The 23956-nt window shown below is 59.8% G+C and carries 23 protein-coding genes; 9 read left to right on the top strand and 14 right to left on the bottom strand.

All coding sequences use genetic code 11. The annotated features are described in order from the left end of the window. Window positions 1–19 precede the first annotated feature (19 nt). Window positions 20–910, top strand: coding sequence for an ATP-binding protein (locus ACZ0AZ_RS00375; protein WP_039759880.1), 891 nt, complete (start codon window positions 20–22; stop codon window positions 908–910). After that, complete coding sequence (locus ACZ0AZ_RS00370) at window positions 907–1389, top strand: GAF domain-containing protein (protein ID WP_129997303.1); 483 nt, start codon at window positions 907–909, stop codon at window positions 1387–1389. The genes ACZ0AZ_RS00375 and ACZ0AZ_RS00370 overlap by 4 nt, the downstream gene beginning before the upstream one ends. Here ACZ0AZ_RS00370 and ACZ0AZ_RS00365 read toward each other — a convergent pair whose 3' ends face one another. The 8 genes from ACZ0AZ_RS00365 to ACZ0AZ_RS00330 all read right to left on the bottom strand — a co-directional run bounded on the left by ACZ0AZ_RS00365 (window position 1390) and on the right by ACZ0AZ_RS00330 (window position 12809). After that, window positions 1390–4335, bottom strand: coding sequence for an HD domain-containing phosphohydrolase (locus ACZ0AZ_RS00365; RefSeq protein ID WP_463571008.1), 2946 nt, complete (start codon window positions 4333–4335; stop codon window positions 1390–1392). Window positions 4336–4384: 49 nt separating this feature from the next. Beyond that, a complete protein-coding gene (locus ACZ0AZ_RS00360; RefSeq protein ID WP_463571010.1) occupies window positions 4385–8026 on the bottom strand; it encodes a transporter substrate-binding domain-containing protein in 3642 nt (1213 codons plus the stop codon). An 8-nt stretch (window positions 8027–8034) separates the two neighbouring features. Beyond that, window positions 8035–8661 carry a response regulator transcription factor gene (locus ACZ0AZ_RS00355; RefSeq protein ID WP_039759876.1) on the bottom strand — a complete coding sequence of 209 codons (627 nt, stop codon included), beginning with the start codon at window positions 8659–8661 and terminating at the stop codon, window positions 8035–8037. Between the two features lie 427 nt (window positions 8662–9088). Then, the gene (locus ACZ0AZ_RS00350) at window positions 9089–10417 is read right to left on the bottom strand and encodes a deoxyguanosinetriphosphate triphosphohydrolase (protein ID WP_039759875.1); all 1329 of its coding nucleotides are present in this window, start codon (window positions 10415–10417) and stop codon (window positions 9089–9091) included. 69 nt (window positions 10418–10486) lie between these two features. Next, entirely contained in the window at window positions 10487–11650 is a 1164-nt protein-coding gene (locus tag ACZ0AZ_RS00345) for an EAL domain-containing protein (protein ID WP_129997300.1), read from the bottom strand. 120 nt (window positions 11651–11770) lie between these two features. Continuing rightward, a complete protein-coding gene (locus ACZ0AZ_RS00340; RefSeq protein ID WP_039759873.1) occupies window positions 11771–12109 on the bottom strand; it encodes a hypothetical protein in 339 nt (112 codons plus the stop codon). Then, window positions 12106–12492 (bottom strand): phage holin family protein, encoded by a 387-nt coding sequence (locus ACZ0AZ_RS00335; RefSeq protein ID WP_039759872.1) that lies wholly within the window; start codon window positions 12490–12492, stop codon window positions 12106–12108. Before ACZ0AZ_RS00335 ends, ACZ0AZ_RS00340 begins: the two co-directional genes overlap by 4 nt. A gap of 2 nt (window positions 12493–12494) precedes the next feature. Then, a complete protein-coding gene (locus ACZ0AZ_RS00330; protein WP_016770842.1) occupies window positions 12495–12809 on the bottom strand; it encodes an ElaB/YgaM/YqjD family protein in 315 nt (104 codons plus the stop codon). Window positions 12810–13110: 301 nt separating this feature from the next. Here ACZ0AZ_RS00330 and ACZ0AZ_RS00325 point away from each other — a divergent pair, with 301 nt between their 5' ends. Then, window positions 13111–14319, top strand: coding sequence for an ammonium transporter (locus tag ACZ0AZ_RS00325; protein WP_129997299.1), 1209 nt, complete (start codon window positions 13111–13113; stop codon window positions 14317–14319). Here the strand turns inward: ACZ0AZ_RS00325 and ACZ0AZ_RS00320 are convergent. After that, window positions 14316–16028: a cation:proton antiporter gene (locus ACZ0AZ_RS00320; protein ID WP_463538540.1), complete on the bottom strand. Its 1713-nt coding sequence runs from the start codon at window positions 16026–16028 to the stop codon at window positions 14316–14318. The two genes, ACZ0AZ_RS00325 and ACZ0AZ_RS00320, sit on opposite strands and share 4 nt — an antisense overlap. A gap of 199 nt (window positions 16029–16227) precedes the next feature. Between ACZ0AZ_RS00320 and ACZ0AZ_RS00315 the strand changes: the two genes are divergently transcribed. From ACZ0AZ_RS00315 to ACZ0AZ_RS00305, 3 genes are all read left to right on the top strand, one after another. Then, the gene (locus ACZ0AZ_RS00315) at window positions 16228–16464 is read left to right on the top strand and encodes a glutaredoxin family protein (protein WP_039759867.1); all 237 of its coding nucleotides are present in this window, start codon (window positions 16228–16230) and stop codon (window positions 16462–16464) included. A 114-nt stretch (window positions 16465–16578) separates the two neighbouring features. Continuing rightward, complete coding sequence (locus ACZ0AZ_RS00310) at window positions 16579–16896, top strand: hypothetical protein (protein WP_016770837.1); 318 nt, start codon at window positions 16579–16581, stop codon at window positions 16894–16896. Between the two features lie 70 nt (window positions 16897–16966). Then, window positions 16967–17857, top strand: coding sequence for a pseudouridine synthase (locus tag ACZ0AZ_RS00305; RefSeq protein WP_039759865.1), 891 nt, complete (start codon window positions 16967–16969; stop codon window positions 17855–17857). 82 nt (window positions 17858–17939) lie between these two features. Here the strand turns inward: ACZ0AZ_RS00305 and ACZ0AZ_RS00300 are convergent, their stop codons facing one another. Further along, window positions 17940–18161: a YgdI/YgdR family lipoprotein gene (locus ACZ0AZ_RS00300; RefSeq protein ID WP_016770600.1), complete on the bottom strand. Its 222-nt coding sequence runs from the start codon at window positions 18159–18161 to the stop codon at window positions 17940–17942. Window positions 18162–18239: 78 nt separating this feature from the next. Continuing rightward, the gene (mobA, locus tag ACZ0AZ_RS00295; RefSeq protein WP_129997297.1) at window positions 18240–18842 is read right to left on the bottom strand and encodes a molybdenum cofactor guanylyltransferase MobA; all 603 of its coding nucleotides are present in this window, start codon (window positions 18840–18842) and stop codon (window positions 18240–18242) included. Window positions 18843–18923: 81 nt separating this feature from the next. On the opposite strand from mobA, the gene moaB reads away from it, so the two are divergent. Together moaB and ACZ0AZ_RS00285 are read left to right on the top strand one after the other, a co-directional pair. Next, window positions 18924–19463: a molybdenum cofactor biosynthesis protein B gene (gene moaB / locus ACZ0AZ_RS00290; RefSeq protein ID WP_016770598.1), complete on the top strand. Its 540-nt coding sequence runs from the start codon at window positions 18924–18926 to the stop codon at window positions 19461–19463. Then, window positions 19447–20673: a molybdopterin molybdotransferase MoeA gene (locus ACZ0AZ_RS00285; protein WP_415761896.1), complete on the top strand. Its 1227-nt coding sequence runs from the start codon at window positions 19447–19449 to the stop codon at window positions 20671–20673. The genes moaB and ACZ0AZ_RS00285 overlap by 17 nt, the downstream gene beginning before the upstream one ends. Before the next feature lie 59 nt (window positions 20674–20732). On the opposite strand, the gene ACZ0AZ_RS00280 is transcribed toward ACZ0AZ_RS00285, so the two are convergent. Further along, the gene (locus ACZ0AZ_RS00280; protein WP_205884313.1) at window positions 20733–21041 is read right to left on the bottom strand and encodes a hypothetical protein; all 309 of its coding nucleotides are present in this window, start codon (window positions 21039–21041) and stop codon (window positions 20733–20735) included. A gap of 315 nt (window positions 21042–21356) precedes the next feature. Between ACZ0AZ_RS00280 and yegS the strand changes: the two genes are divergently transcribed. Continuing rightward, window positions 21357–22274, top strand: a complete 918-nt coding sequence (yegS, locus tag ACZ0AZ_RS00275; RefSeq protein WP_039759859.1) for a lipid kinase YegS — start codon at window positions 21357–21359, stop codon at window positions 22272–22274. On the opposite strand, the gene ACZ0AZ_RS00270 is transcribed toward yegS, so the two are convergent. Together ACZ0AZ_RS00270 and ACZ0AZ_RS00265 are read right to left on the bottom strand one after the other, a co-directional pair. Continuing rightward, window positions 22258–22917, bottom strand: a complete 660-nt coding sequence (locus tag ACZ0AZ_RS00270; protein ID WP_039759857.1) for a response regulator — start codon at window positions 22915–22917, stop codon at window positions 22258–22260. The two genes, yegS and ACZ0AZ_RS00270, sit on opposite strands and share 17 nt — an antisense overlap. Next, window positions 22914–23807 carry a sensor histidine kinase gene (locus ACZ0AZ_RS00265; protein WP_129997698.1) on the bottom strand — a complete coding sequence of 298 codons (894 nt, stop codon included), beginning with the start codon at window positions 23805–23807 and terminating at the stop codon, window positions 22914–22916. The genes ACZ0AZ_RS00270 and ACZ0AZ_RS00265 overlap by 4 nt, the downstream gene beginning before the upstream one ends. Window positions 23808–23956 lie beyond the last annotated feature (149 nt).

Here is a 23956-nt window from a genome sequence, read left to right as displayed (position 1 = left end):
AAGTGCCCGAGGAGAAGACGTGGATTCACGATTGAATGCTTTTCTTGAACGCGCCGAGTCGGTTCTGGCGCGAATCGAACCGCTGTTGCCGGCACCGCGTCCTGTGATTGACTGGAACACTTGCCTGGCGGCGCGCTGGCAGCGTGACGGGCGCAGCGGTTATCTGCTGCCGCTGGAAGTCAGCCTCGACATGCGCCTGTCGGACCTGATCGGCGTCGACCGTCAGCTGGAGCAGTTGGGGCGCAACACACAACAATTTCTTGATGGCATGCCGGCCAACCACGCCTTGCTCTGGGGCTCGCGCGGTACCGGCAAGTCCTCGCTGGTGCGTGCGTTGCTTGCCGAACACGCTGGCGCGGGCCTGCGTCTGATCGAAATCGAGCGCGATCATCTGGCGGACTTGCCACGAGTGGTCGAGCAAGTCGCCAAATTGCCGCAACGTTTCGTGCTGTTCTGCGATGACTTGTCGTTCGAATCCGGCGAAGGTGACTACCGCGTGCTGAAAAGCGTGCTCGATGGTTCGCTCGAGCAGGCCCCCGACAACGTCTTGCTGTACGCCACTTCCAACCGCCGCCACCTGGTGCCGGAAAAGGAAAGCGACAACGAAAACTGGAAGCGCGTCGATGGCGAATTGCACCCGAGCGAAGCGGTAGAAGACAAGATTGCCTTGTCGGACCGTTTCGGCCTGTGGCTGTCGTTCTACCCGTTTACCCAAGAACATTTCCTCAATGTCGTCGAGCACTGGATCGGCCAGTTGGCTGCCAAGGCCGGCCTGAGCTGGGAGCGCGACGAAGCACTGGACATTCTCGCCGTGCGCTGGGCCACCGGCCGCGGTAATCGCAACGGACGTTGCGCGTATCAATTCGCCCGCTACTGGGTGGGACTGAAATTGCTGGAGCACAAGGCATGATTGATTTGCAACACAGCGGCCGGGGCCTTGAAGGCTACGGTATGTTGGCCGCGCAACTGGAATCGCTGCTGGCGGACGAGCGCGATTTCATCGCCAATGCCGCGCAGTTTTCCGCGTTCCTGTTCAACCAGCTCGATGATCTGAACTGGGCCGGTTTCTACCTCAATCGCAACGAAGAACTGGTACTCGGCCCGTTTCAGGGCCAGATCGCTTGCGTGCGCATCCCGTTCGGCCGTGGCGTATGTGGCGCCGCTGCTGCCAGTCTGCAGACCCAGCGCGTCGAGGATGTGCATGCATTCCCCGGCCACATCGCCTGCGACAGTGCGTCCAACAGCGAACTGGTTGTGCCGTTGGTCAAGGACGGTCGCCTGATCGGCGTGCTCGACCTCGACAGCCCGAAGCTGGCGCGTTTCGGCGCCGAAGATCAGGCCGGCATCGAGCAGCTGGCGGCGATTTTCCTGCGCCTGACCGACTGCTGATCAACCGCTGAGGCCAGCCTTGTGCAACAGGCTGGCCGTGTCCACGCTGTCGATTTGCGCTGGATCGAGAAACCGCGTCGCGTACTGCATGTACACCCCCTCGTTGATGAACAGGCCAAACAGTGGCGCATCGATGTGCGCTTCACGGCACATGGTCGCCATGATCCCCAGCGCCTCGCTCAGCGTCTTGGCTTTCTTGTAAGGCCGATCGGCCGCTGTCAGCGCTTCGAAAATATCGGCAATCGCCATCATTCTGGCCGGCAGGCTCATGTCCTCGCGTTTCAACCGTTTCGGGTAGCCGGTGCCATCCATTTTTTCGTGATGGCCGCCGGCGATTTCGGCAATGCTGTCCAGGTGGCCGGGGAAGGGCAGGTGGCTGAGCATCATGATCGTCTGCACCATGTGGTGATTGATGATGTAGCGCTCTTCGCGGGTCAGCGTGCCACGGTTGATCTTCAGGTTGTACAGCTCACCGCGGTTGTATTTGTAGGTGGGCACATCGAGCTTGAAGCCCCAGGGGTTGTCTTCCGGGATCAGTTCGTTCTGGTTGCGTTCGATCAGGTGCTCGGGTTTGTCGGCGAGCAGCCTTTCGCTGACGGGCAACGCCGGCGCCGGCGTTTTTGCCTGACGGCCGTTTTCCTCCCAGGACACACCGAGGCGATCATCGAGTGTGCGCATCCAGGTGCGCTTGGCAATCTGCTCAAGGCGTTGCAGATCGGCCTCGGCCATGGCCTCGCCACCGAGATTGCAGCGGGCGACAAAGGCAAAATCCTCATCCAGCGTCAGCAACTCATGGTCGCGCGAGCGGGCCAGCGCAGCTTCGTCTGCGCCTGCCGCCAGCGTCTGCCAGTAGTTGATCCACACGTCACGCTTGAGCACTTCGAAGCGGGTGCGGATCTCGTGGATGCGGTCGTGGATGGTCTCGAGTTTGGTGGCTTTGTCGACCACGTATTCCGGCGTCGTGACCTTGCCGCAATCGTGCAGCCACGCGGCGATGTGCAGCGCCTCCCATTCATCTTCGCTGGGTTGATAGGCGCTGAAGGCCGGTTCCTGGCTGGCGGCGGCAGCCTGGGCGAGCATCAGCGTCAGCTCCGGCACACGCTGGCAATGGCCGCCGGTGTACGGACTCTTGGCGTCGATTGCGCTGGCGAGCAGTTGGATGAACGCGTCCAGCAACTGTTTTTGCCGGGCCTGCAGGCGCTGACTTTCAATGCTGACCGCCGCCGCGCCCGAGACGGCTTGCAAAAAGGCGATGCGGTCGGGCCGCAGCTTTTCCAGATCGCTCGGCGCGCCGCTGTCATTGACCAGCAAAATCAGCAGGCCGATGGTTTCGTCATGCTGGTTGTGCAGGCGGATACCGATCAGATGAATGCGCGGCGATTCCATGGCCAGCAGGATTTTCTGCAAGTCGCCCGCCTGATCGAAGCCCAGATGGCTGACCACATTGTTCGCGCTGACCAGTTGTTCGAACCAGGCCGGCCCGGTGTTCTTGTGCAGGTCACGCCCCTGAATATCGAACGCCTCCAGTGCCTGGGGCACGCCGTTGATGATCAGACCATAAGGTTCCATGCGCGCACCGTCGGCTCCGCGCAGGTAGATCAGACCGGCCTGCGCCTGGGCGATCTGTACGGTTTCGAACAGCACGCGCTCGAGCAGCGGGGCAAAACGTGTTTCGGCGCACAGGCTGTCGGTGATCCGGAAGAAGCTCCCCAGGGTTTCCTTCATCCGGGCCATCGACAGGCTCAATTGATCGACTTCCAGTACGAGGGAGCGTCTCGCCAGCGGAAAATTGAAGTCGAAGCTGCGGATCGCATCGGCTTCCTTGACCAGGGCGTGCAGCGGCTTGACCAGGATCCGCGAAATCACCCAGCCCAATGGCAGGCACAGCAAGAGGATGGTCAGGGTAATCAGCGCGGCTTGCCAGCGCATGCGGAATGCATCCACCAATAATTCGTCTTCCGGCACCAGCAGCGCCAATTGCAGACCTTTCGGTCCGCCTTCCTGAATACTCGTGCGCGCAACAATCCACTGTCGACCGTTGACCTGCAGGCGCTTGCCGTTGTTTTCAGTGCTCAGCAGCGCGCTCAACTCCGGGCTGAGATCGGCGGCTCTGGCGAGCCGCGCGGTGCGGTCATCGACGATCAGGCGACTGCTGTCGGGATAAGCCACGGCATTGCCATCGGCATCGTACAAGGCGATTTCGGTCGACGCGGTGACCCGATGTTTGTTCAGCGTCGTCGACAACGCGGCCAGCGTCAGGTCGGCACCGATCACGGCATGCTCGCCGGCGCGTCGGGCCAGGGTGGTGCCGACGTTATGGGTGGAAAAAAATACGTAAGGCTCGGTGGTGATCTGCCCGGCCTGCTGCAGGGCCTCGCTGAACCAGTTTCGGCTGCGCGGATCGTAAGCGTCTTCGGGATGCTCGCGCCGGATGATCAGAGACAGAGCCTGATCAAAGAACAGTGATTGCGAGCGTACGGCGCCTTGCGGGTCGTGTTCGATGCTCCAGACCTGGTATGCCGCTGCGTCCGGCGCCTGCAATTGTGCTTTGATCGCCGCGGAGCGCAGTGCCCGCACCATGAAGAAGTCGCCACTGGCATAACCCAGATACAGCGACGCCAGTGCCGGGTTGTCGCTGAGTGACTGGCTGAAGGGCTTGAGCAAAGACAGGCGCTGCTCGAAATTGCCAGTGTCGGCGGCCGGGGTCTCTGCCAGCAGGCTCAGCAGGTTGCGGATCGGCTGATAAGTCGCCTGCAAGTCGTTGCGTACGTCCTGTTCGATGCGATCGAACAGTTTCTCGCTGCTCGACAGGATGATTTGCGTGGTCTGGTGGTAATTGAACAGGCCCAGCACCACGCCCGTGAGCAACAAGAGAAAGGTGAACATGACGCTGATGTGCACGTGCAGCGGCAACCGGCGTTGCTCGGGGCGCAGTGGGCTGTGCATTGCAGGCTCTCCATGAATGTTTAACTCACTGCTCAGCGCCAAAGCATAGTTAAGACTCGCTCAATGTGCCTTGATCGGCCAGGGTCAATTGATTCTGCAGGGCCTGTTCCAGTTCGAGCATTGCCTGACTGGTGGCCGCCCAGTGGCGGGCAGTCTCCTGCGATGCGAGGGCTTGCTGGCAAGCTTCCTCGAGGGCGTCGCAACATTCGATCAACCGCGAGGCCTGGGCGATGCGTGCCGCGCCCTTGATCTTGTGCGCAACCACGGCCAATGCTTCGCGATCATCTTCGGGTGACAGAGTGAGCAGTTCCTCGCGGTCGAGACGGCTGCTTTTAAGCAGTTCCGCGAGCATGCGACGTGTCTGCGCCGGGTTGCCGCCGGTCAGCACGCTCAGACTTTGCAGGTCGAATACCGGCGCGGGGAAGGTCGGTGTGATTTCATCGATCCACTGCCCGAGCAGGGTCAGGCTCAACGGCTTGAACAGGCAATCGTTCATGCCGGCAAGCTTGCAGCGCTGGATTTCTTCAGGCTGTGCATTGGCGGTGAAGCCCAGCACGGTGCACGGCGGCCGGCGGTTGTGCAGTTCCAGTTGGCGAATCGCGCGAGTCATCTCATAGCCGTTCATCAAAGGCATGTTGCAGTCGACAATCACCAGATCGAAATGCCCTGACTTCCAGCGTTCGAGACCGCTGCAGCCGTCCCCGGCGAGGCTGAAGCGATGACCGAGGAATTCCAGTTGCTGGCACATCAGCAGGCGATTGGCGGGATGGTCGTCGACGACCAGTACGTGTAATGGGGTTGTTGCGGTCTTGATCAACGGTTCGCCTTTCTGCGGATTGATTTTCGCCGGCTGGCTGTCCAGTGGCAGCGACACGCAGACTTGAGTGCCGATGCCGGGCTGGCTGCTCAACTGCAATTGCCCGCCCATCATTTCGCACAGGTTCCGACTGATGACCAGTCCAAGCCCCGCGCCGTTTTTGGCTTGCCGGCTGCCGTTTTCCGCCTGTGCGAAAGGTTCGAACAGACGCTGTTGGTCCTCGGCACTGATACCGGTTCCACTGTCCTGCACGGTCAATTGCATCAAGGTGCGTCCGGGGGCGTCCGATGTGAGCATTTCCAGGGTAATCCGCACGTGCCCGTGTTCGGTGAATTTGATGGCATTGCTGACCAGGTTGGACAGCACTTGTTTGAAGCGCAGTGGGTCCAGATGCACATCTACGGCCGGATCCCGGGGGTTGAAGACAGTTTGCAAGGCGAGATTCTTCTGTCGGGCAAGACCGTCGAAGATGCGCGCAACGGAATTGACCGTGTCGACCAGATTGATCCATTCCGGACACAGGCCAAGGCGCCCGGATTCGATGCGCGCTATGTCGAGAATGTCGCCGATCAAGCCCAACAGGTCCTTGGCCGAATGGTAGGCCGTGTCGATCGACGCGCGATCAGGATGGTGCGGATCAATGCGTCTGAGGGTCAGTTCGAGCATCCCGATCACGGCATTCATCGGCGTGCGTATTTCATGGCTCATGGTCGCCAGAAATGTACTCTTGGCCCGATTCGCCTCGTCCGCCCGCTCCTTGGCCGCGCGCAGCTCATCGAACAATTGGCGGCGTTCGCTGATGTCGATCCAGCCGCCGATGATGCCCTGGACCGCGCCGCTGGAGTCGCGATAGGGAAGTATCCAGTGATAGATGGTCAGGCGTCGGTTGCCGATATGCAGCGGCCGGTCAAGTATCAACGGAGTGCCTTCGGCGATGACTCTCTGGTAATCGGCATGGAATGCCTGGGCTTCGAACGCATTGCTCAGCGTGCCCTGCATGACACCTTTGCCAATGATGTCCTCGCGCCGGGCATTGAACGCTTCGAGATAACTGTCGTTGCAACTTTGCAGAAGACCCTGTCGGTCACGGACATAGATCGGATGCGGTGTGCCATTGACCAGCGAGCGCATGAATTCCAGTTGGTCGCTCAATGCACGTTCGGCGGCCTGGCGCTGTTTGATCTGATGACGCATGTAGGCATTCCAGGTCAACAGCAACAGCAGTACCAGGGCAGCGGCGGCGACCACTTGATAGAACAGGCGCTGGTAGTTCTGCCAGATGTTCTGCGAGGCAGTGGAATACCCGCGCCAGCGACCGTTGATAACGCCGAGTTCTTCGGGGGCGATGCTCAATAGTGCCTTGTTGATGATCGAGGCCAGTTCAGTATTGTCCCGGGCGGTGGCCAGCGAAAAAGCGGCCTGGCCGGTGCCGATCGTGGTGGTGATCTGCAATGGCCGGTCAAAGATGCGCGAAGAGATGAAGTAGTTGGCAATCACCAACGAATTCACTGCACCCTCGACATGGTTTTCGGCAAGCATCGACACGGCACTGAACGTGTCAGGTGTTTCGATCAGCTCAATGCCGGGATGTTCCTGGCGCAGGTTGTCGATCAGCGGGTTGCCCTGAGCGATGGCCAGCCGCTTGCCTTTCAGCTGCGCCAGGTTGGTCGGACCATCGGCGCTTTTGCGGGTGAGCAGTACATAGGAGTTTTCCAGATACGGGCGACTGAACTGCAGTTTTTTTTCACGTTCGGCGCTGGGCAGCAGGGCGGCAATCAGATCGGCTTTGTGGTTGTCGATTTGCTTGATCATTTCTGCGTCATTGCGACTGCGTTGAATATTGAAACGCAACCCGGTACGCAAGCGAATCAGCTCGAGCAGATCGGCGCTGATGCCGCGAAAGTTGCCTGCACTGTCGAAGAACGTCAGCGGTGCGTAAGCTTCATTGACGACAACGTTGACCACCGGATGTTGTTTGAGCCAGCTTTCCTCGCGCTCCGTCAGCTGGAGTTTCCTGTCCGTCAGCAGCAGGTCGCTGCCGGCGCTCCAGCGTTTGGCAATGTCGTCACGCTGAGTGCCCGGGACTGCCTCGAGCACCGTGTCGATCACGCTCAACAGGTGCGGATTGCTGCGCCGTACCGCGAAGCTGAAGCCCTGGGCTTCCTGCTTGCCGAAATTGGCCATGCGCACGTTGTTGAGATAGCCCTTGTTGATCATGTAATGGGTGGAGAGGGTGTCGCCGAGAAACACGTCGGCCTGATCAAAGGCAACCGCGTTGATTGCGTTCTGGTAGGACGGGTAACAGGTGATCAGCGCCTTGGGATACATCGCTCTGATCTCGGGCAGCGGCAGATAGTGATAGACCATGCTCAAGCGCAGGCCGGCCAGGCCTTCAGTCAGTGAGCGGGTTTCGTCCTCGCGCGTCACCAGCACCGGCTGATCGACTGCATAGGGAATGGAGAGGGCCAGGTTGGCATTACCTGCTTCGTATCCATTTGCTGTGCCGAGCACGTCGACCTGGCCATTGATCAATGCGCTGATTGCGGCGTCGCGTGAGGCAAAGCGTTGCACCCGAATCGGCAAACCGGTGGCCTTGCCGATAATCCCTGCGTAGTCGGCGGTCAGTCCCTCGTACTCCTTGCCGCTGACGGTCATGTCGAACGGCGGATAGTCAGGTGCAGACGTTCCCAGGATCAATTCTTTGCGCGTCTGCAGCCACTGCCGTTGGACCGGCTGCAAGGCAACCGGAACGGCTGCGGTCGCCCGGCTGAGCAAGGCGTATTCCGCTGATTCGCCCGGCATGGCAGACGCATTGGCGCTCAGGCACAGACCTGCGCTCAAGGCGATTAGATAGTCCTTCAAACGGCTGGGCATGCGGGGTCTCACACGAGTGCGTTGCGTTTGGCCATTTCGATAAGTTCTACAAGGGACCTGGCCTTGAGTTTTTGCATCAGGCGCTTTTTGTAGGTGCTTACGGTCTTGTTGCTCAGGAACATGCCCTTGGCGATTTCCTTGTTGGTACGTCCCTGGGCAAATAACTGCAACACCATTAATTCGCGATCGTTGACGGCTTTGAATAATTCCAGCTCGGCGTACCTGATATCGTCGCTGCGAACCGGATTGAGCGCCTGGCTGGGGAAATAGTTGTAACCGGACAGTACCGCTTTAATTGCACTGACCAGTTCGCTCAAGTCTTCCTGTTTACAGACATAGCCCGAGGCTCCCGATTGCATGCAGCGGATGCCAAACAGCGTAGGACACTGTGCCGTCAGAATAAGGATCTTGAAATTCGAACCCATACTATTGAAACGCGCCAGTACTTCCAGGCCGTCCAGCTTGGGGATGCTGATATCGAGAATGACCAGGTCGGGCATGCATTCACGGACCATTTGCATGGCATCAACTCCGTTATCGGTCTCACCGACGACCTTGTAGCCTTCATGTTCCAGCAACATTCGCACGGCGAGACGGATGACCGGGTGATCGTCCACAATAAAAACGGAGTTCATAAATAGAGTCCCATGCAAGCATGAATAAAGCGCGCACCTTAGCTCAGTTGAATGAACACTCGCATGGACTGCCGGGGGCTCGACTACGCTATCGGATTAATCCTACGCATAATGAAGAATCGGACTACGTTGAAATTAGGTTTGACGTAAGGAAGTGCGCGGTCGTTGCTGGCTTTTAGCGAAATCTGGTTCCTTGGTTAATATCGATCTCCGTTATTTGCATCTGTTTAAAGTTGTGTTTAACCCACGCTGTTTGTTTTATCTGATGACTCGACGATAGCCCGACTGCATTCAGCGAGAGAAACCACCATGTTTGAGGTTTGGTGCAGTCGGGCCGGAGAACGTCACTGTATTTGGCCGGCCCGATCAGCAGCAGGCCAGATACAGCGCGATCAGTGACTTGAACGTCCGGTCATCTCCAGCGCCATCAGTGACTTGAACGTCCGGTCATCTCCAGCGCCATGTCGCTGGCGTAACTGTCGGTCATGCCGGCGATGAAATCGATCATGCGCAGAAACGAGCTGTGCAGCGAGCCCTGCGGATCGGGCGCGTTGTTGCCGAGCAGATCGAGGATGCGCCGACTCTTGAACGACGGCGTGCGGCCGTTGTGTTGTTCCAGTGCGGCGCCGCAGAACGAATTGAGCAGAATCTCCAGCGTGGTATAGGCGCCGATCTCATGCAGCGTCTTGCGCTTGTCCTGGAAGATCTTCTTGCGCGCGATGTCCTTGGCATTCAACACGCAGCGCTTTGCCGGCCCGTGCATGTGTTCGACCAGATCGCCGTGCAGCGTACCCGCGAGCAGGGCGTCCTGCTGTTCGACAAATGCCCGCGCTGCCGCGTTGGTCAGGTGCTCGATGGCCTTGCCGCGCAGGATCGCCAGTTTGCGTCGGCGGGAATCCTGCGGGCCGAGCTGGCGATAGGTTTCCGGCAAGTCGTCACCGACCAGGCCCAGCAGCAGCGATTCGACTTCGGCGTAGTCGAGCAGCTCCATCTCGAGACCGTCTTCCAGATCGATCAACGCGTAGCAGATGTCATCGGCGGCCTCCATCAGATACACCAGTGGATGGCGTGCCCAGCGCTGGTCTTCGAGCTGCGGCAGGCCGAGCTTGTGGGCGATCTGTTCGAGCAACGGCAGTTCGCTCTGGTAGCAACCGAATTTGTGTTTCTTGTAGCCGAGAGAGTCGGCGTGGCGCGCGGTCCACGGGTACTTCAGATAGGTGCCCAGGGTCGCGTAGGTCAGACGCGTGCCGCCATCGAACTGGTGATATTCCAGCTGCGTCAGCACGCGAAAGCCCTGAGCGTTGCCTTCGAAATTGAGGAAGTCACCGCGCTCGGCGTCGCTCATGCCATCGAGCCAGCCGCGCCCGGCGGCTTGTTGGAACCAGTGGCGGATGGCGTCTTCGCCGGAATGGCCGAATGGCGGGTTGCCGATGTCATGCGCCAGGCAGGCCGATTGCACGACCATGCCGAGGTCGGCCGGGTCGCACCAGTCTGGCAGCGCGCTGCGCAAGGTTTCACCGACACGCATGCCCAGCGAGCGGCCGACGCAGCTGACTTCCAGCGAGTGGGTCAGGCGGGTGTGAATGTGATCGTTGCTGGTGACCGGATGCACTTGAGTCTTGCGCCCGAGACGGCGGAAGGCACCGGAGAAAATGATGCGGTCATGGTCTTTGTGAAAGGGGCTGCGGCCGAGTTCTTGCGGGCTGTGCAGCGGCTTGCCGAGGCGTTCGCGGTTGAGCAGGGTAGGCCAATCCAAGGCTGAATCTCTCCGTCTGGTGACTGATCGCCCTAGCTTCCCGGTTCGGCCCGGCGCCTGCAAGCAGAACTACAGGCCTGCCGCATCGATATCGATCAACAACAGTCGCTCACCGTTATCGAAGAACTGTCCGGCAGTCAGGCAATACTGGTTACTGGTAGCATCGCGATAGGTGTTGGACAGGGTCAGGCGGCGCTCTTCCCAGCCTTCGGCGAGCAGGTGATAGAAGTACGGTCGCCACGACCAGTTGTGCCCCAGGTAGCGATCATCAGCGAACCAGCCGCCCTGACGCCATTCCAGGTTGGGTGTCAGCTGGGTGCCGTGGCGATCGCATTGGTAAAAGCGCAGTAGCCAGGGGAAGGCCTGAAGTTGTGGCAGTGCGCTGAGCGGTGCGCGGGCTTGCGCCCATTGCTGCAGAATCGCCATCAGTTCGCTGAGCTGCTGACGCATCTGCATCAGCCTTCCGCGCTCGCTGAGTTTCTGTTTTACGTAGCGCTGCCTGAGTTGGGCGAAATGCGCGACGAAAGCATCCGTAGCGAAGAATTCTTCCTGCGCCCGGGCGAAAAGAAAACCTTGTACGTAGCGCGAGCCGCACTCCAGGGCGAAATTCAGCTGTGCTTCGGTTTCGACGCCTTCGGCGATGATCCAGCAGCCGGTTTTTTCGGCCATCTGCGCAAGCGCTTTGACCACGTCACTGCTCGGGCCGCCGAGGGCCGCTGCCTGAAACAGACGCATGTCGAGCTTGAGAATGTCCGGTTGCAGGGCCAGCACCCGATCCAGTTGCGAATAGCCGGCGCCGAAATCGTCGATGGCGATTCTTGCGCCAGCCTCGCGGTAGCGCGCCACCACCTGGGCCAGGCGTTCGCTGTTACCGCCCAACTCGGTGATCTCGAAAACGATGCGCCGCGGGTCAACGTCATGCCGCGCCAGTTGCTTGAGACTGGGCAGCGCTTGGTCGGCGCGCAGGCGGCTGATCCAGCGTGGCGACATGTTCAGGCTGAGAAACCAGTCCGCCGGGGCTTCATGCAGACAACTGAGCGCGTGGTCACGGATCTGCCGATCGAGACGGCGCAGGGCGGTCGCCGGGGTCCGCGGATCGGCGAACAATGGCCCGACCGAGGTCAGTTGACCATCGCTCTGGCGCAAGCGACCCAGTGCTTCAACGCCGGCAATGCGCCCGGTGGCGGTGTCGATAAAAGGCTGAAAGCAGGCGAGCGGTTGCCCCTCGATCACGGCAGGTCCTTAATCTTATTGTTCGTTGGCCGCGTTTGCCGGATAGGCACGCGGAATTGAACCCTCCGATAAGAGGGTTCATCCCGGCGCTATTGCAAGATTGTAGCCAGAGAAGTCGGCTCAGCGTTTGCCCGAGCTGTGCATGACCAGTCTGATCAGCGGCCCAAGCGTCGTGCCCAGACGCAGCAGTCGCGTCAAGCCGCCACCACTGCCGCGTTTCGAGCCTTTGCCGGTGAGGAAACCCAGCAGCGTCACCGCCGCCACGCCCCACAACGGCGCATGCTTGATGCCGAAACCGTCCTGCACGTTCTGCTTCATGCCGCGCATGCGCTGCAAGGGTTGCAGGACTTGCGCGGTTTCGTGGCGGATTTCCTGACGGTGCATTTCCATGCGCAGGCGGATCAGTGCCTTGCGCATTTCCCGACGCGAGCTGTTGTGTGGAAGTTCAGGCAGGCTCATGGCAACAGGCGCTCCCGGTCGTTGGCCAGCTCTTCGAGCGTGCCGTGGAAAGGCGAGGACTCATCGAAAATTGCAGCCTTGAGGCGCAGACCGCAGAAGATCGAGGCCAGCGTATAGAAAACGCACAGGCCGATGATCGCTGGCAAACGGTAGGTGTCCCAGAAAATGATCATCACCAGCGTCGACAGACCTACCAGCAACAGCAGGGCAAACACCAGCGCCAGACCGGCGAACAGCAGCAGGCTGACGGTGCGTGATTTCTGCTCCTGCAATTCGATGCCAAACAACTCGACATGGCTGTGCAGCAGGCCCAGAACGGCGGCGCCGAGACGACGCGTGGAAGAGGCGGTGCCCGCAGTCGGGCCGGATTCACCGATCGACATGATCAGCGCCGAGTGGCCAGCAGGCCGATCAGAAAGCCGACGCCGGCAGCGATGCCCACCGACTGCCATGGGTTGGCCGACACATAATCTTCAGTGGCGGTGACCGCCGCCTGACCGCGTTCGCGCAGCGTGTCTTCAGTCACTTTCAGGGTTTCCCGGGCGCGCAGCAGGCTGTCATGAATCTGGGCGCGCAGCTCATCGGCCTGATCGCCAGCGAGGGTCTTGGTGTGCTCGAGCAAGCGTTCGGTGTCGGCGACCAGAGTCTGGAAGTCGTTCATCAGGATTTCTTGAGCAGTCTTTGCCTTGATGCTGGCCATTGGTGGATCTCCGTAGGTGGCTTTGAAGCGTTCGAGTATGAGCCTTGCGCGAAGGTTCAGTACAAATGCCTGGTACAACTTTTGCTGTGTCGTGGTGCGTCGCTCGGTGTATGTGCGCTGTTGCCGGGCGTCCGAGCAGAAAAACTCTAATTCATTTGCTAGCCGTTTGTGATCGGGCATCGATATATGCGCCAAATCAGTTCATCAACCCTGCGGTTGTATGACTGATGAGTCGTAATTTGGTGCATGAAATGCCCGCATGAACCGCTTTGGTGCCTTTTAGCCTTGGGTCTGCCTCCTCATGGAAAATCTGCAAAGCGCTGTGGACACGCTGGTCCACAGTTCCAATACGTTGTTCATTCTGATCGGTGCAGTGATGGTACTGGCCATGCACGCCGGTTTCGCCTTTCTGGAAGTCGGCACGGTCCGGCAGAAAAACCAGGTCAACGCACTGGCGAAAATCCTCAGTGACTTCGCCGTCTCGACCCTGGCCTATTTCTTTATAGGCTATTGGATCTCCTACGGCGTCACCTTCATGCAACCGGCTGCGGTGCTGACGAACGATCATGGCTATGGACTGGTGAAGTTTTTCTTCCTGCTGACCTTCGCTGCCGCGATCCCGGCGATCATTTCCGGCGGCATTGCCGAGCGCGCGCGGTTTGTTCCGCAGTTGTGCGCGACGGCGCTGATCGTGGCGTTTATCTATCCGTTCTTCGAGGGACTGATCTGGAACGGCAACTTCGGCTTGCAGGGCTGGCTGGCAGCGCAGTTTGGCGCGGCGTTCCATGATTTCGCCGGTTCGGTGGTGGTGCATGCCATGGGCGGTTGGCTGGCGCTGGCCGCTGTTCTGCTGCTCGGCCCGCGCAATGGCCGCTATCGCGATGGACGCCTGGTCGCGTTTGCGCCGTCGAGCATTCCGTTTCTGGCACTGGGTTCGTGGATCCTGATTGTCGGCTGGTTCGGCTTCAACGTGATGAGTGCGCAGACACTGCAAGGTGTCAGTGGCCTGGTCGCGGTGAACTCGTTGATGGCCATGGTCGGTGGTACCGTCGCGGCGTTGATCGTCGGGCGCAATGACCCGGGCTTTCTGCACAACGGCCCGTTGGCCGGTCTGGTGGCGATCTGCGCGGGATCCGATCTGATGCATCCAGTCGGTGCGCTGGTGACAGGCGCGGTCGCCGGAGCCTTGTTTGTCTGGTGCTTTACCGCTGCTCAAGTCAAATGGCGCATCGACGATGTGCTGGGCGTCTGGCCATTGCATGGCTTGTGTGGCGTGTGGGGCGGGATTGCCTGCGGCATCTTCGGCCAGACCGCGCTGGGTGGCCTGGGCGGCGTCAGCCTGATCAGCCAGATGATCGGCACTGCGCTCGGCGTCGCGGTAGCGCTGGTTGGCGGCTTCGTTGTTTACGGCGCGATCAAGGCATTGCATGGGCTGCGCCTGAGTCAGGAACAAGAGTATTACGGCGCCGACCTGTCGCTGCACAAGATCGGCGCGGTGAGTCAGGACTAGATTTCCTCATCATTGGCTCCGGGGTAGAAGCCGTGGAGGAGGCGATAGCGGTCGATGCGCACCTGATCGACTTTCTCCTGCACCTGATGCGCGGGCAGACCAAGCATGATCAGCGCGTGTGAAGCGAGCATCAGGCTCGACTCCAGAAGCTCCGGCACCACCTCGGTGGCGCCGGCGGCTCGTAACTCGGCCGATTGGCTGTCGTCACGGGTGCGCACCAGAATCGGTACCTGTTGGTTGAGGCGGCGGGCTTCACGCAGAATGCGCAGGGCCACGTCGCTTTGGTCCACGGCAATCACCAATAGCCTGGCGCGCAACAGGCCGACGGCAGTCAGCAGATCGCCACGCGCCGAGTCGCCGTAATGCACGTCGCTTTGCGCGGATGCGGCTTCCTGCACCCGCACCGGATCGTTGTCCAGCGCAACATAGGCTTGCCCGGCGTTGCCCATGAAGCGGCCGATGGACTGGCCGACGCGACCGTAGCCGCAGATCACCACATGCTGATCGAGGTCGGCGTTGAGCGCGCTGATCTGTTCGATCTGCGCCTCCTGATTAGGCTTGCGGTGCAGCACGGCGGCAATGCGCGGCGCCGCACGCAAAAGCAGTGGAGTGAGCAGCATCGAGCAGAACGTCGCCGCGAGCAGCAGGGCGCCCGGTTCGGCCCGCAACAGGCTGTTCTGCTGCATCTGCGCCATCAGCGCAAAGCAGAATTCGCCGCCCTGCGCCAAGGCCAGACCACTGCGCCATGCGGTTTCGCTGTCACTGCCGCGCCACTTCACCAGCAGCGCGACCACGATGCCCTTGATCAGCATCAGGCCCAGCGTCAGGCCGATGATCAACAGGCTGTGACTGACGAACAATTGCAGGTCGATCAGCATGCCGATGCTGACGAAGAACACGCCGAGCAGAATGTCGCGAAAGGGCCGGATGTCGGCTTCGATCTGGTGCCGGTAATGGCTTTCCCCGAGCAACATGCCGGCGAGGAAAGCGCCGAGTGCAGGCGACAGGCCCAGCAAGTGCGTGAGCCAGGCAGTCAACAGCACGATCACCAGCGCCAGCAGCACGAAGAGCTCGGGCGAGCGCGAGGCCGCCACCTCATGAAACAGCCGTGGCAATAACCAGCGACTGGCGAGCAGCAGGCCGAAGAACAGCACCACGGTTTTGCCCAGCGTCAGCGGCAAGGCCCAATACCAGGACTGCTCGCTGGTGCCGGCGAACACCGGAACCAGTGTCAGCAGCAATACCGCGACCACATCCTGAAACAGCAGTACTCCGACGGCGTTCTGGCCGTGGCTGCTGAACACTTCGCCAAGACTGCCCAGCTCCTTGGTCACGATCGCCGTGGATGAAAGCGATAAACCGGCACCGAGCAACAGCGCCGGCGTCAGCGGCATTCCCAACCCCACCAACAGTGTGCCGAGCAGCGCTGTGCTGATCAGCACTTGCTGACTGCCGAGGCGAAACACCACCTGACGCAGCGCAATCATCTTCGACAGGGAGAACTCCAGGCCCAGGGAAAACAGCAGAAACACCACGCCCAGTTCGGCGACATCTGGCAGATGTTCGCTCTCATTGACCCAGTCGAATGCGTTCGGCCCGACCAGTAATCCCACGCACAGGTAACCGAGCACCGGCGGCAGTCGCAGGTGCCGGAACAGGGCAATCACCACCAGGGATGAGGCGAGGATGATCAACAGATTTGCAAACACGGGACACTCCGCTGTCAGGGCGTTGGCCTCTGAAGCGTAGAGGCAAAAAGTCCGCGAGGATGACGCATTTGCAATCTGCGCTGAATGATTTGCGTCAGGATTTTGCGCCGGCAGGGTTATGTCCTTCGGGCGGCGGTGGGTCGACGAGTATTCGGGGCCGTCCTAGAATGGGCTCACTTGTTTTTCCGGTAACGCCGTCATGCCTCCAGAATGTCAGCTGTTCGGCACCCTTGGGTGCCACCTGTGTGAAGTTGCCGAAGCCGAGCTGATGCCCTTCGTCGAGCACGGTCTGCTGGTGGAACTGGTGGACATTGCCGAAGACGAATCGTGGTTCGAAAAGTACAGCTTGCGCATTCCGGTACTGCGACGCATCGACACCGGCGCGGAGCTGGACTGGCCTTTCAGTGCCGACCAGGTGGTGGCGTTTTTAGGTTGATGAGGTTGTGCCTTGATGCCTCCGCTGGTCGCGGCAACCCATCCTTGCGTTGGCACTCGCTGGCTTCTTCGGTTACTGTATGTTCATACAGCAATCGAGTCAGAGGGATGAACCGTGGTCAATGTCGAACAGTTGAAGAGCAGCGTTAACCGGATGTCGGTCGACGTGGTGCGCGAGGCGGTCCTCGAATTGCGCCTCGACGGGCTGGTCACGGAAGGCAAGACGCCATTCAACAAGCTGCATTTCAATACCTGCTTTGCCGAAATCGAAGCCCTTTTTCAACGCGCTGGTTATCACAAGCAGCTGGATGTGGTGGGTTATCAGGGGTTGCTGTATGCCTTGTACGACCCGGGGCGTTGGGAAGCGGTCGATGTGTTGCGCTGGCTGAAGGAGTTCACCGAAGCGGCGGCCCTCAAATCGATTCCAGCCTGATCAAACTGCGCTAGGTCGCTTTGCCTCACTGTTGGATAATGCCGGCCTGCATTGAGGATTTCTGTTTCGTATGACCAGCCCCGTATTTTCCGCTGCGCACAATCAGGCCAGCACCTTGTATTTGCCGCCCGGTCCCTGGCTGACGGTACTCGATTGTCTCTGCGAGCACTTCAGTGCCATCGGCCGCGAACAGTGGCTCGACCGGATTGCTCGCGGACGGGTGCTGGATGCCCAGGGCCAGCCAATTGCCCTGGACTTGCCGTACAAGGAAGGGCTGCGCATTCATTACTTTCGTGAGGTGCCGGACGAAAAGCCGATCCCGGTGCTCGAGTCGATTCTCTATGCCGATGAACACTTGGTGGTGGCCGACAAACCTCACTTTCTGCCAGTCACCCCGGCCGGGGAATATGTCGAACAAACCCTGCTGCGGCGTCTCATCCATCGGCTGGACAATCCGCATCTGGTGCCGCTGCACCGCATCGATCGGCACACCGCAGGGTTGGTGATCTTCTCGGCGAATCCGCAAACCCGTTCCGCCTATCAGTCGTTGTTCCCGACGCGGCAGATCGACAAGCGCTACGAAGCGATTGCCCCGGCGCTGCCTGAGCTAAATTTCCCGTTGGTGCACAAGAGCCGGTTAGTCGATGGCGAGCCATTCTTCCGCATGCAGGAAGGGCCTGGGGTCAGCAATACCGAAACGGCAGTGGAGGTCCGCGAGAAAAATGGCGATCTGTGGCGCTATGGCCTGTTTCCCGTGACCGGCAAGAAGCATCAGCTGCGTGTGCACATGACGGCTTTGGGCGCGAGTATCTGCAACGATCCGTTTTATCCGACCGTGTTGAAAGATGTCGTGGACGACTACGCCAATCCGTTGAAGCTGCTCGCGCAAGGGCTGCGCTTCGTGGATCCGGTGACGGGCGAGGCGCGAGAGTTCGAGAGTCAAATCACTTTGCAGTGGTGAAGCTGAACCCGTTTTTCGAGCGCCCATGAAAAAGCCCGCATGACAATGCGGGCTTTTCTGTATCCGGTATCGATCCGCAGCCTTACAGCTCTTTAACGGTACGAACCTGATCCTTGTTGATGCGGGTTTCTTTGCCGTCCAGCTGCTGGAACTCGTAGAAGCCCGAATCATCATCGTATTTCGGGGTGTCGACGGCCTGGATTTCGCGACCGTCATTCAAGGTGATCACTGTCGGCGAGGAGCAACCGGCGAGGGTTGCCAGGCCCAGTGCGAGCATGAAAGTGGCGAGGGTCCGTTGAGTCATGAGTGTGTCTCCGAATGGGAAATCTTCTGGTTACTGAGCTTGAGACGTAAACAAGGCGCGAGAGTTCCTTGGATAGTGTCAGTCTGACACAGTGTTGTGCAGATGTAACAATTCGGGGGTGTTGAGGTTGGCCAGTCGCGGGTCGTTGTCAGGGCATTGCAATGCGACGGCGTCGAGACTGCGCATCACTCGGCCGGGGCTGCGTTCGCCTGCATTCCAGGCGGCTTCGAATGCGGGCAACAGCGCCACGGGGATCACGCACAGCAGTGGTTCCCAGTGCTCGCCATGGCGCAGCATTAAAGGTTTTTCACGTTGCTGATTGGCAGTCGTCAGCATGTCCTCGAGCAAGGCCTTGTCGATTCGCGGCACATCACACGGCGACACCAGCAAATGCGCATGGCGCGCCGCTTTCAGCCCTGCACGAATACCGGCCAATGGGCCCGGAAAGTCGCCCTCGTCATCCATGACCAGTTGATCGGCAAAAGCGGCATAGCGCTCGCGATTGCGGTTACACGAGATAATGAGATCGTCGGTCAGCGGCCGCACCTTGCGCTGCAAATGCGCGATCAAAGGTTCGCCCTGCCATTCGATGAGCCCCTTGTCCTGGCCGCCCATGCGCTGGCCGCGTCCACCGGCCAAAAGCAGGACGGAGCAGGGTGGCAATAGGCTGTTCAACGGCATGACGACTCTCCGGAGGGGCGGCAGAAAAATGAGCCGCTGTGATATAACACCGGGCTGTTTCCCCTACAACTGGAAGAGCCTATGAAAGCCAAGGCTGATGTACCTTTCGTGCCGCTCAATATTGCGGTGCTGACTGTCAGCGACACCCGGACGCTGGAAACCGATACTTCCGGCCAGGTCTTCGTCGATCGCTTGATCGCGGCCGGCCACGCGCTGGCCGAGCGCGTTTTGCTTAAAGATGATCTGTATAAAATTCGCGCGCAAGTCGCCAACTGGATTGCCGACGATGTGGTTCAGGTTGTGTTGATCACTGGCGGCACCGGCTTCACCGGGCGTGACAGCACACCGGAAGCGGTGGCGTGCCTGCTCGACAAACAGGTCGACGGATTCGGCGAGCTGTTCCGCCAGATCTCTGTCGCCGATATCGGCACTTCCACCGTGCAGTCCCGTGCCCTGGCAGGTCTGGCCAACGGCACGCTGGTGTGCTGCCTGCCGGGTTCGACCAATGCGGTACGCACCGGCTGGGATGGCATCCTCGCAGAGCAACTGGACGCTCGTCATCGTCCGTGCAACTTCGTCACGCATCTGAAGCAGGCGGCACCTTGTGAATCCCGTGGGTAAGCCGGGCAAGAGCGGCAGTTTGCTGCCCGTCGAAACGGCGCTCGAGCGCTTGCTGGCAATGGCCGATGCTTCGCGGATTGTCGAGCGCGAGCACTTGCCGCTGGCTCAAGTCGAAGGGCGGGTGCTGGCTGAAGATCTGATCTCGACGCTGGACCTGCCGCCGTGGCCCAACAGTGCCATGGACGGCTATGCCTTGAATCTGGCTGACTGGAAGGGTGAGCCGTTGCCGGTTAGCCAAAAAGTCTTTGCCGGGCAGTCGCCGCAACCCTTGGAGCCAGGCACTTGCGCTCGCATCTTTACCGGGGCGCCGCTGCCGCCCGGCGCCGACTGTGTCGAGATGCAGGAAAACGCCGACGTTCAGGCCGACGCAAGAGTGCGCTTCCTCGAGCCTTTGAAAGCCGGACAGAACATTCGTCCGCAGGGCCAGGAAACCACGGTCGGTGAACTGGTCCTGCAGGCAGGCACCCGATTGGGACCGATCGAGCAGGGCCTGGCTGCATCATTGGGCTGCGCCGGCCTCAACGTCGTGCGCAAGCCGCGCGTGGCGGTTCTGTCCACCGGAGACGAGCTGGTTGAACCCGGTCAGGCATTGGGTCCGGGCCAGATCTACAACAGCAACCGGGTGCTTTTGTGCAGTTGGCTGCAGCGTCTGGGTTGTGAGGTCATCGATGGCGGAATCCTCCCGGACGATCTTCCCGCCACGCGGGCCCGGCTGGGCGAGCTGCAGAATGTCGATCTGATTCTGTCCACCGGCGGTGTCTCGGTCGGTGAAGCGGATTTTCTTGGCATTGCCTTGCGTGAAGAAGGCGAACTGGCCTTGTGGAAGCTGGCCATCAAACCGGGGAAACCGTTGACGTTTGGTCATTTCCGCAACGTGCCGGTGATCGGCCTGCCCGGAAATCCCGCGTCGACGCTGGTGACGTTCGCCTTGCTCACGCGCCCTTATCTGTTGCGACGCCTGGGCGTGCAAGCCGTCGAGCCGCTCAAGTTTGCAGTGCCCGCAGGCTTTGTCTGGCCGGTGGCCGGAAATCGTCGCGAGTATTTGCGCGGACGTATCGACCAAGGGCGCGCAATCATTTATCGCAACCAGAGCTCGGGGGTGTTGCGCAGCGCAGCGTGGGCCGACGGATTGGTCGAAGTCCGGGAAGGCCGCACGCTGAGCGAGGGCGATGAAGTGAGCTTCATTCCCCTCAGTGACCTGCTGGGGTAACCCGTCTTGCCCATGCACGCGTCGGCTGGTAAGCACGGCGCGTGCAACAATTGATTCGGTCAGTTGCTGATGAGTGACACCAACTGGTCGAATCGGCTGTTGGCCACCCATCCCAGCAGTCCGAGGATGACAGCGGTTGCACCCGCCGAATACGCCAGACGATGTTTTATCGTCCGCACATCATTGAGTACTTCATCCATGTCGCGGCGCATGTATTTGAAGTGGGTTTCCAGCTCGCTGACGCGGGGCTCCATATCAAACTCTCCACTGGTCTTGGCGCTGTTACAGAATTCTGGTTTTTTGCTGGCACGGCTTTCGGCGAGAGCGGCGACCGGGCTCACCGGTGCCTTGGTTTCATGGTTGCGCATGGAAATACTCGCTGATCGTAGCAACTGCACGCTTGCTGGTTTTTCCATTGCTCGATTCATGGAAATGAATCGCGGGGTATCCGTTCATTACCTGCACATCCTTGTGTTGTTGGGTTGAAAGTTGATGCTGCCGGTACACGGTGACCCAAGGGGCGGCCGGGGTCAATTAAGCCGATTCCTCTTGTTTCGTAAGAAAAAATACCGCTGTGTAGGACGCCGGTTGTTGGAAGAGGAATTAATTGCCATCTCCGTGGCTTTTTTAAGGCGCACAGTGGTCAAGATGTTTCAATCGATTTCAATTCTTGGAGTGACGTTATGAGTGAACGCCGGGCACTGCTGATCCTGCATGGCAAACAGGCACTCAACGAGGATGTCCGCGCCGCCGTCGAAGCCAGGCGCGAGCAAGGCTGGGAGCTGGCTGTCCGGGTGACCTGGGAGGCCGGCGACGCCCAGCGTCTGGTCGAAGAGGCGCTGGCAGCGGGTTACACGAAAATCATTGCAGGCGGCGGCGACGGTACCTTGCGCGATATTGCCGAAGCGCTGGCGCAGCATCCGCAAAAAGCCAGTCTTGTCCTGCTACCGCTGGGCACTGCCAACGATTTTTCCCGCGCCGCCGGCATTTCGCTGGAGCCGGCGCAGGCGCTGGATTTGCTCGACGTCGAGCCTTCGGATATCGATCTGGGCGAAGTGGGCGGGCAGATTTTCCTGAACATGGCGACGGGTGGATTTGGCAGTCAGGTCACCGCCAATACGTCGGAAGACCTGAAAAAAGTCTTGGGTGGCGCTGCGTACCTGTTCACCGGTCTGACCCGGTTCAGTGAGCTGCATGCCGCTTACGGTGAGTTGCAGGGGCCGGATTTTCATTGGCAGGGTGAACTGCTCGCGCTGGGAATCGGCAACGGAAGGCAGGCGGGCGGCGGCCATGTGCTGTGCCCCGAGGCGCGAGTCGACGATGGTTTGCTGGATATCAGCATTCTGCCGGCACCGCAGGAGCTGGTCGGGACGCTGAAGAATCTGCTGAGCGAGGGCTTCGGTCTCGACAGCATGTTTGTGCGGGCTCGCTTGCCGTGGGTCGAGATCAAGGTTGCCGAAGGGTTGAGCATCAATCTCGATGGCGAGCCGCTGGAAGGCGACAGTCTGCGTTTTGTCGCCAAACCTGCCGCGTTGCAGGTGCACTTGCCAAAGGACTCGCCGTTATTGGGCCAACAGCCGTCAATCAGTCATCAAGGCTGATGATCTGCTCACGCACGGCGAACAGCACCAGACCCGCCACGTCGTAGATTTGCAGGCGCTTCATGATCTGCGCGCGATGGGTTTCAACGGTCTTGACGCTCAGGCCCAGACCGTTGGCGATTTCCCGTGTGGACTTGCCTCGTACGATCAGCCTGAGGATCTCTAACTGGCGCGCCGTCAGATTGTGCGAATCGGCGATGTCCGGCTGGCTTTTCTGGCTACGGGTCAGCGCCTGATTGATCACGGTATGAGCAATGGCCGGGCTGAGGTAGCGTTCGTTGTTGCGCAGGGCCTCCAGCGCGTGCTCAAGCTCAGTGGCCGTTGTGTCCTTGAGCAGATAACCATGGGCGCCGGACTCCAGCGCCTGCATGATCAGCGCCGGATCGGTGTGCATCGACAGGATCAGAACCTTGCTCTGCGGGCGCACGCGCTTGAGGCGTTGCAGCGCTTCCAGGCCACCGGTTTCTCTCATCGAGATGTCCAGCAATACGATATCGGGGCTCAATTGCTCGACCATTTCAAGCAATTGCGAACCATCACTGGCTTCGCCGATTACCGCGTAACCGGGAATATCCAGTACCAGAGCGCGCACGCCGGCTCTGATCAGCGAGTGGTCATCCACCAGAAGTAAGTTACAAGTCAACGCATAACCTTATTCGTACTGGCCCGTTCGAGCGACCGAGGCGCCCATGGGAAAAGTGCTTCGATTCTTGTGCCTTTGCCCGGCTCGCTTATAACACTCAATGTGCCGCCCAACTGTTCGATACGCTCGGCCATTCCGGCCATGCCGCGTTGGCCTTCTCTGGCCGGATCGGCTGCCGGGGTGAAACCGAGACCGTCATCGCTGATCAACAAAGTCAGACCTTGCGGCAGACGCTGTACCTGAATCAACAGGTTTTTCGCCTGTGCGTGCCGCAGGATGTTGGTTACGGCTTCCTGGGCGATGCGAAACGCCGCGACGGCCATTTCCTCGGGAATGCCATTGAGTCGTTGCTGACAGTCGAGGCTCCAGTTCACCGGCGTGTTGGCGAGTGTCTTGAGCAAATGTGCACGCAGGCTGGCTTCAAGGCCCAGGCTGGTCAATTGGCGCGGATTGAGAATGGCCGAGACGTCACGCACTTTGTTCAGGGTTTCATCCAGTGTGTCGCAAAGTACCGTGCACTGCTCCTGCAGTTCTTCCGGCAGGCGACGTTTGAGCCAGTCACTTTGCAGCTTGGCGGCGGTAAGCAACTGGCCGATATCGTCGTGCAATTCACGGCTGAGACGGTGGCGCTCGTTTTCCTGCACTTGCAACAGGCGGTCAGCCAGCTCTTGCGGCTGAAACTTGATCGACTTGCGCGACAAGCGATATTGCACCCAGACGCAAGCGGTGGCGGCGACGTCGAGAGCCAACAACCCCAGCGGAATGTGCGCGGAGAAAAGATAAGCCAACAGACTGCCAAGGGTCGCCAGAACACACATGACGAGTGTGAAGCGCCGGGCATTTTCCCGCGAAGGCGGCCATGTGGTGAGTGACTTGAAACTGGCGTACATAACGGATGGAGCCAATGAATGTTCGCTGCGGGCAGACCGGCCGGTGGCTGGCGGATCTCTGTGTGAAAATACTGTCAATTATGTTACTGATTCAAACTGCATTTGTTGAGCAATCATTGACTGGCAATAACATTGCTGAGCAAAGGCTG

Source organism: Pseudomonas sp. AC239 (assembly GCF_979258545.1).
Note: the sequence above shows the minus strand (reverse complement) of the source record. Positions and strands in the feature narration are given on the sequence as shown.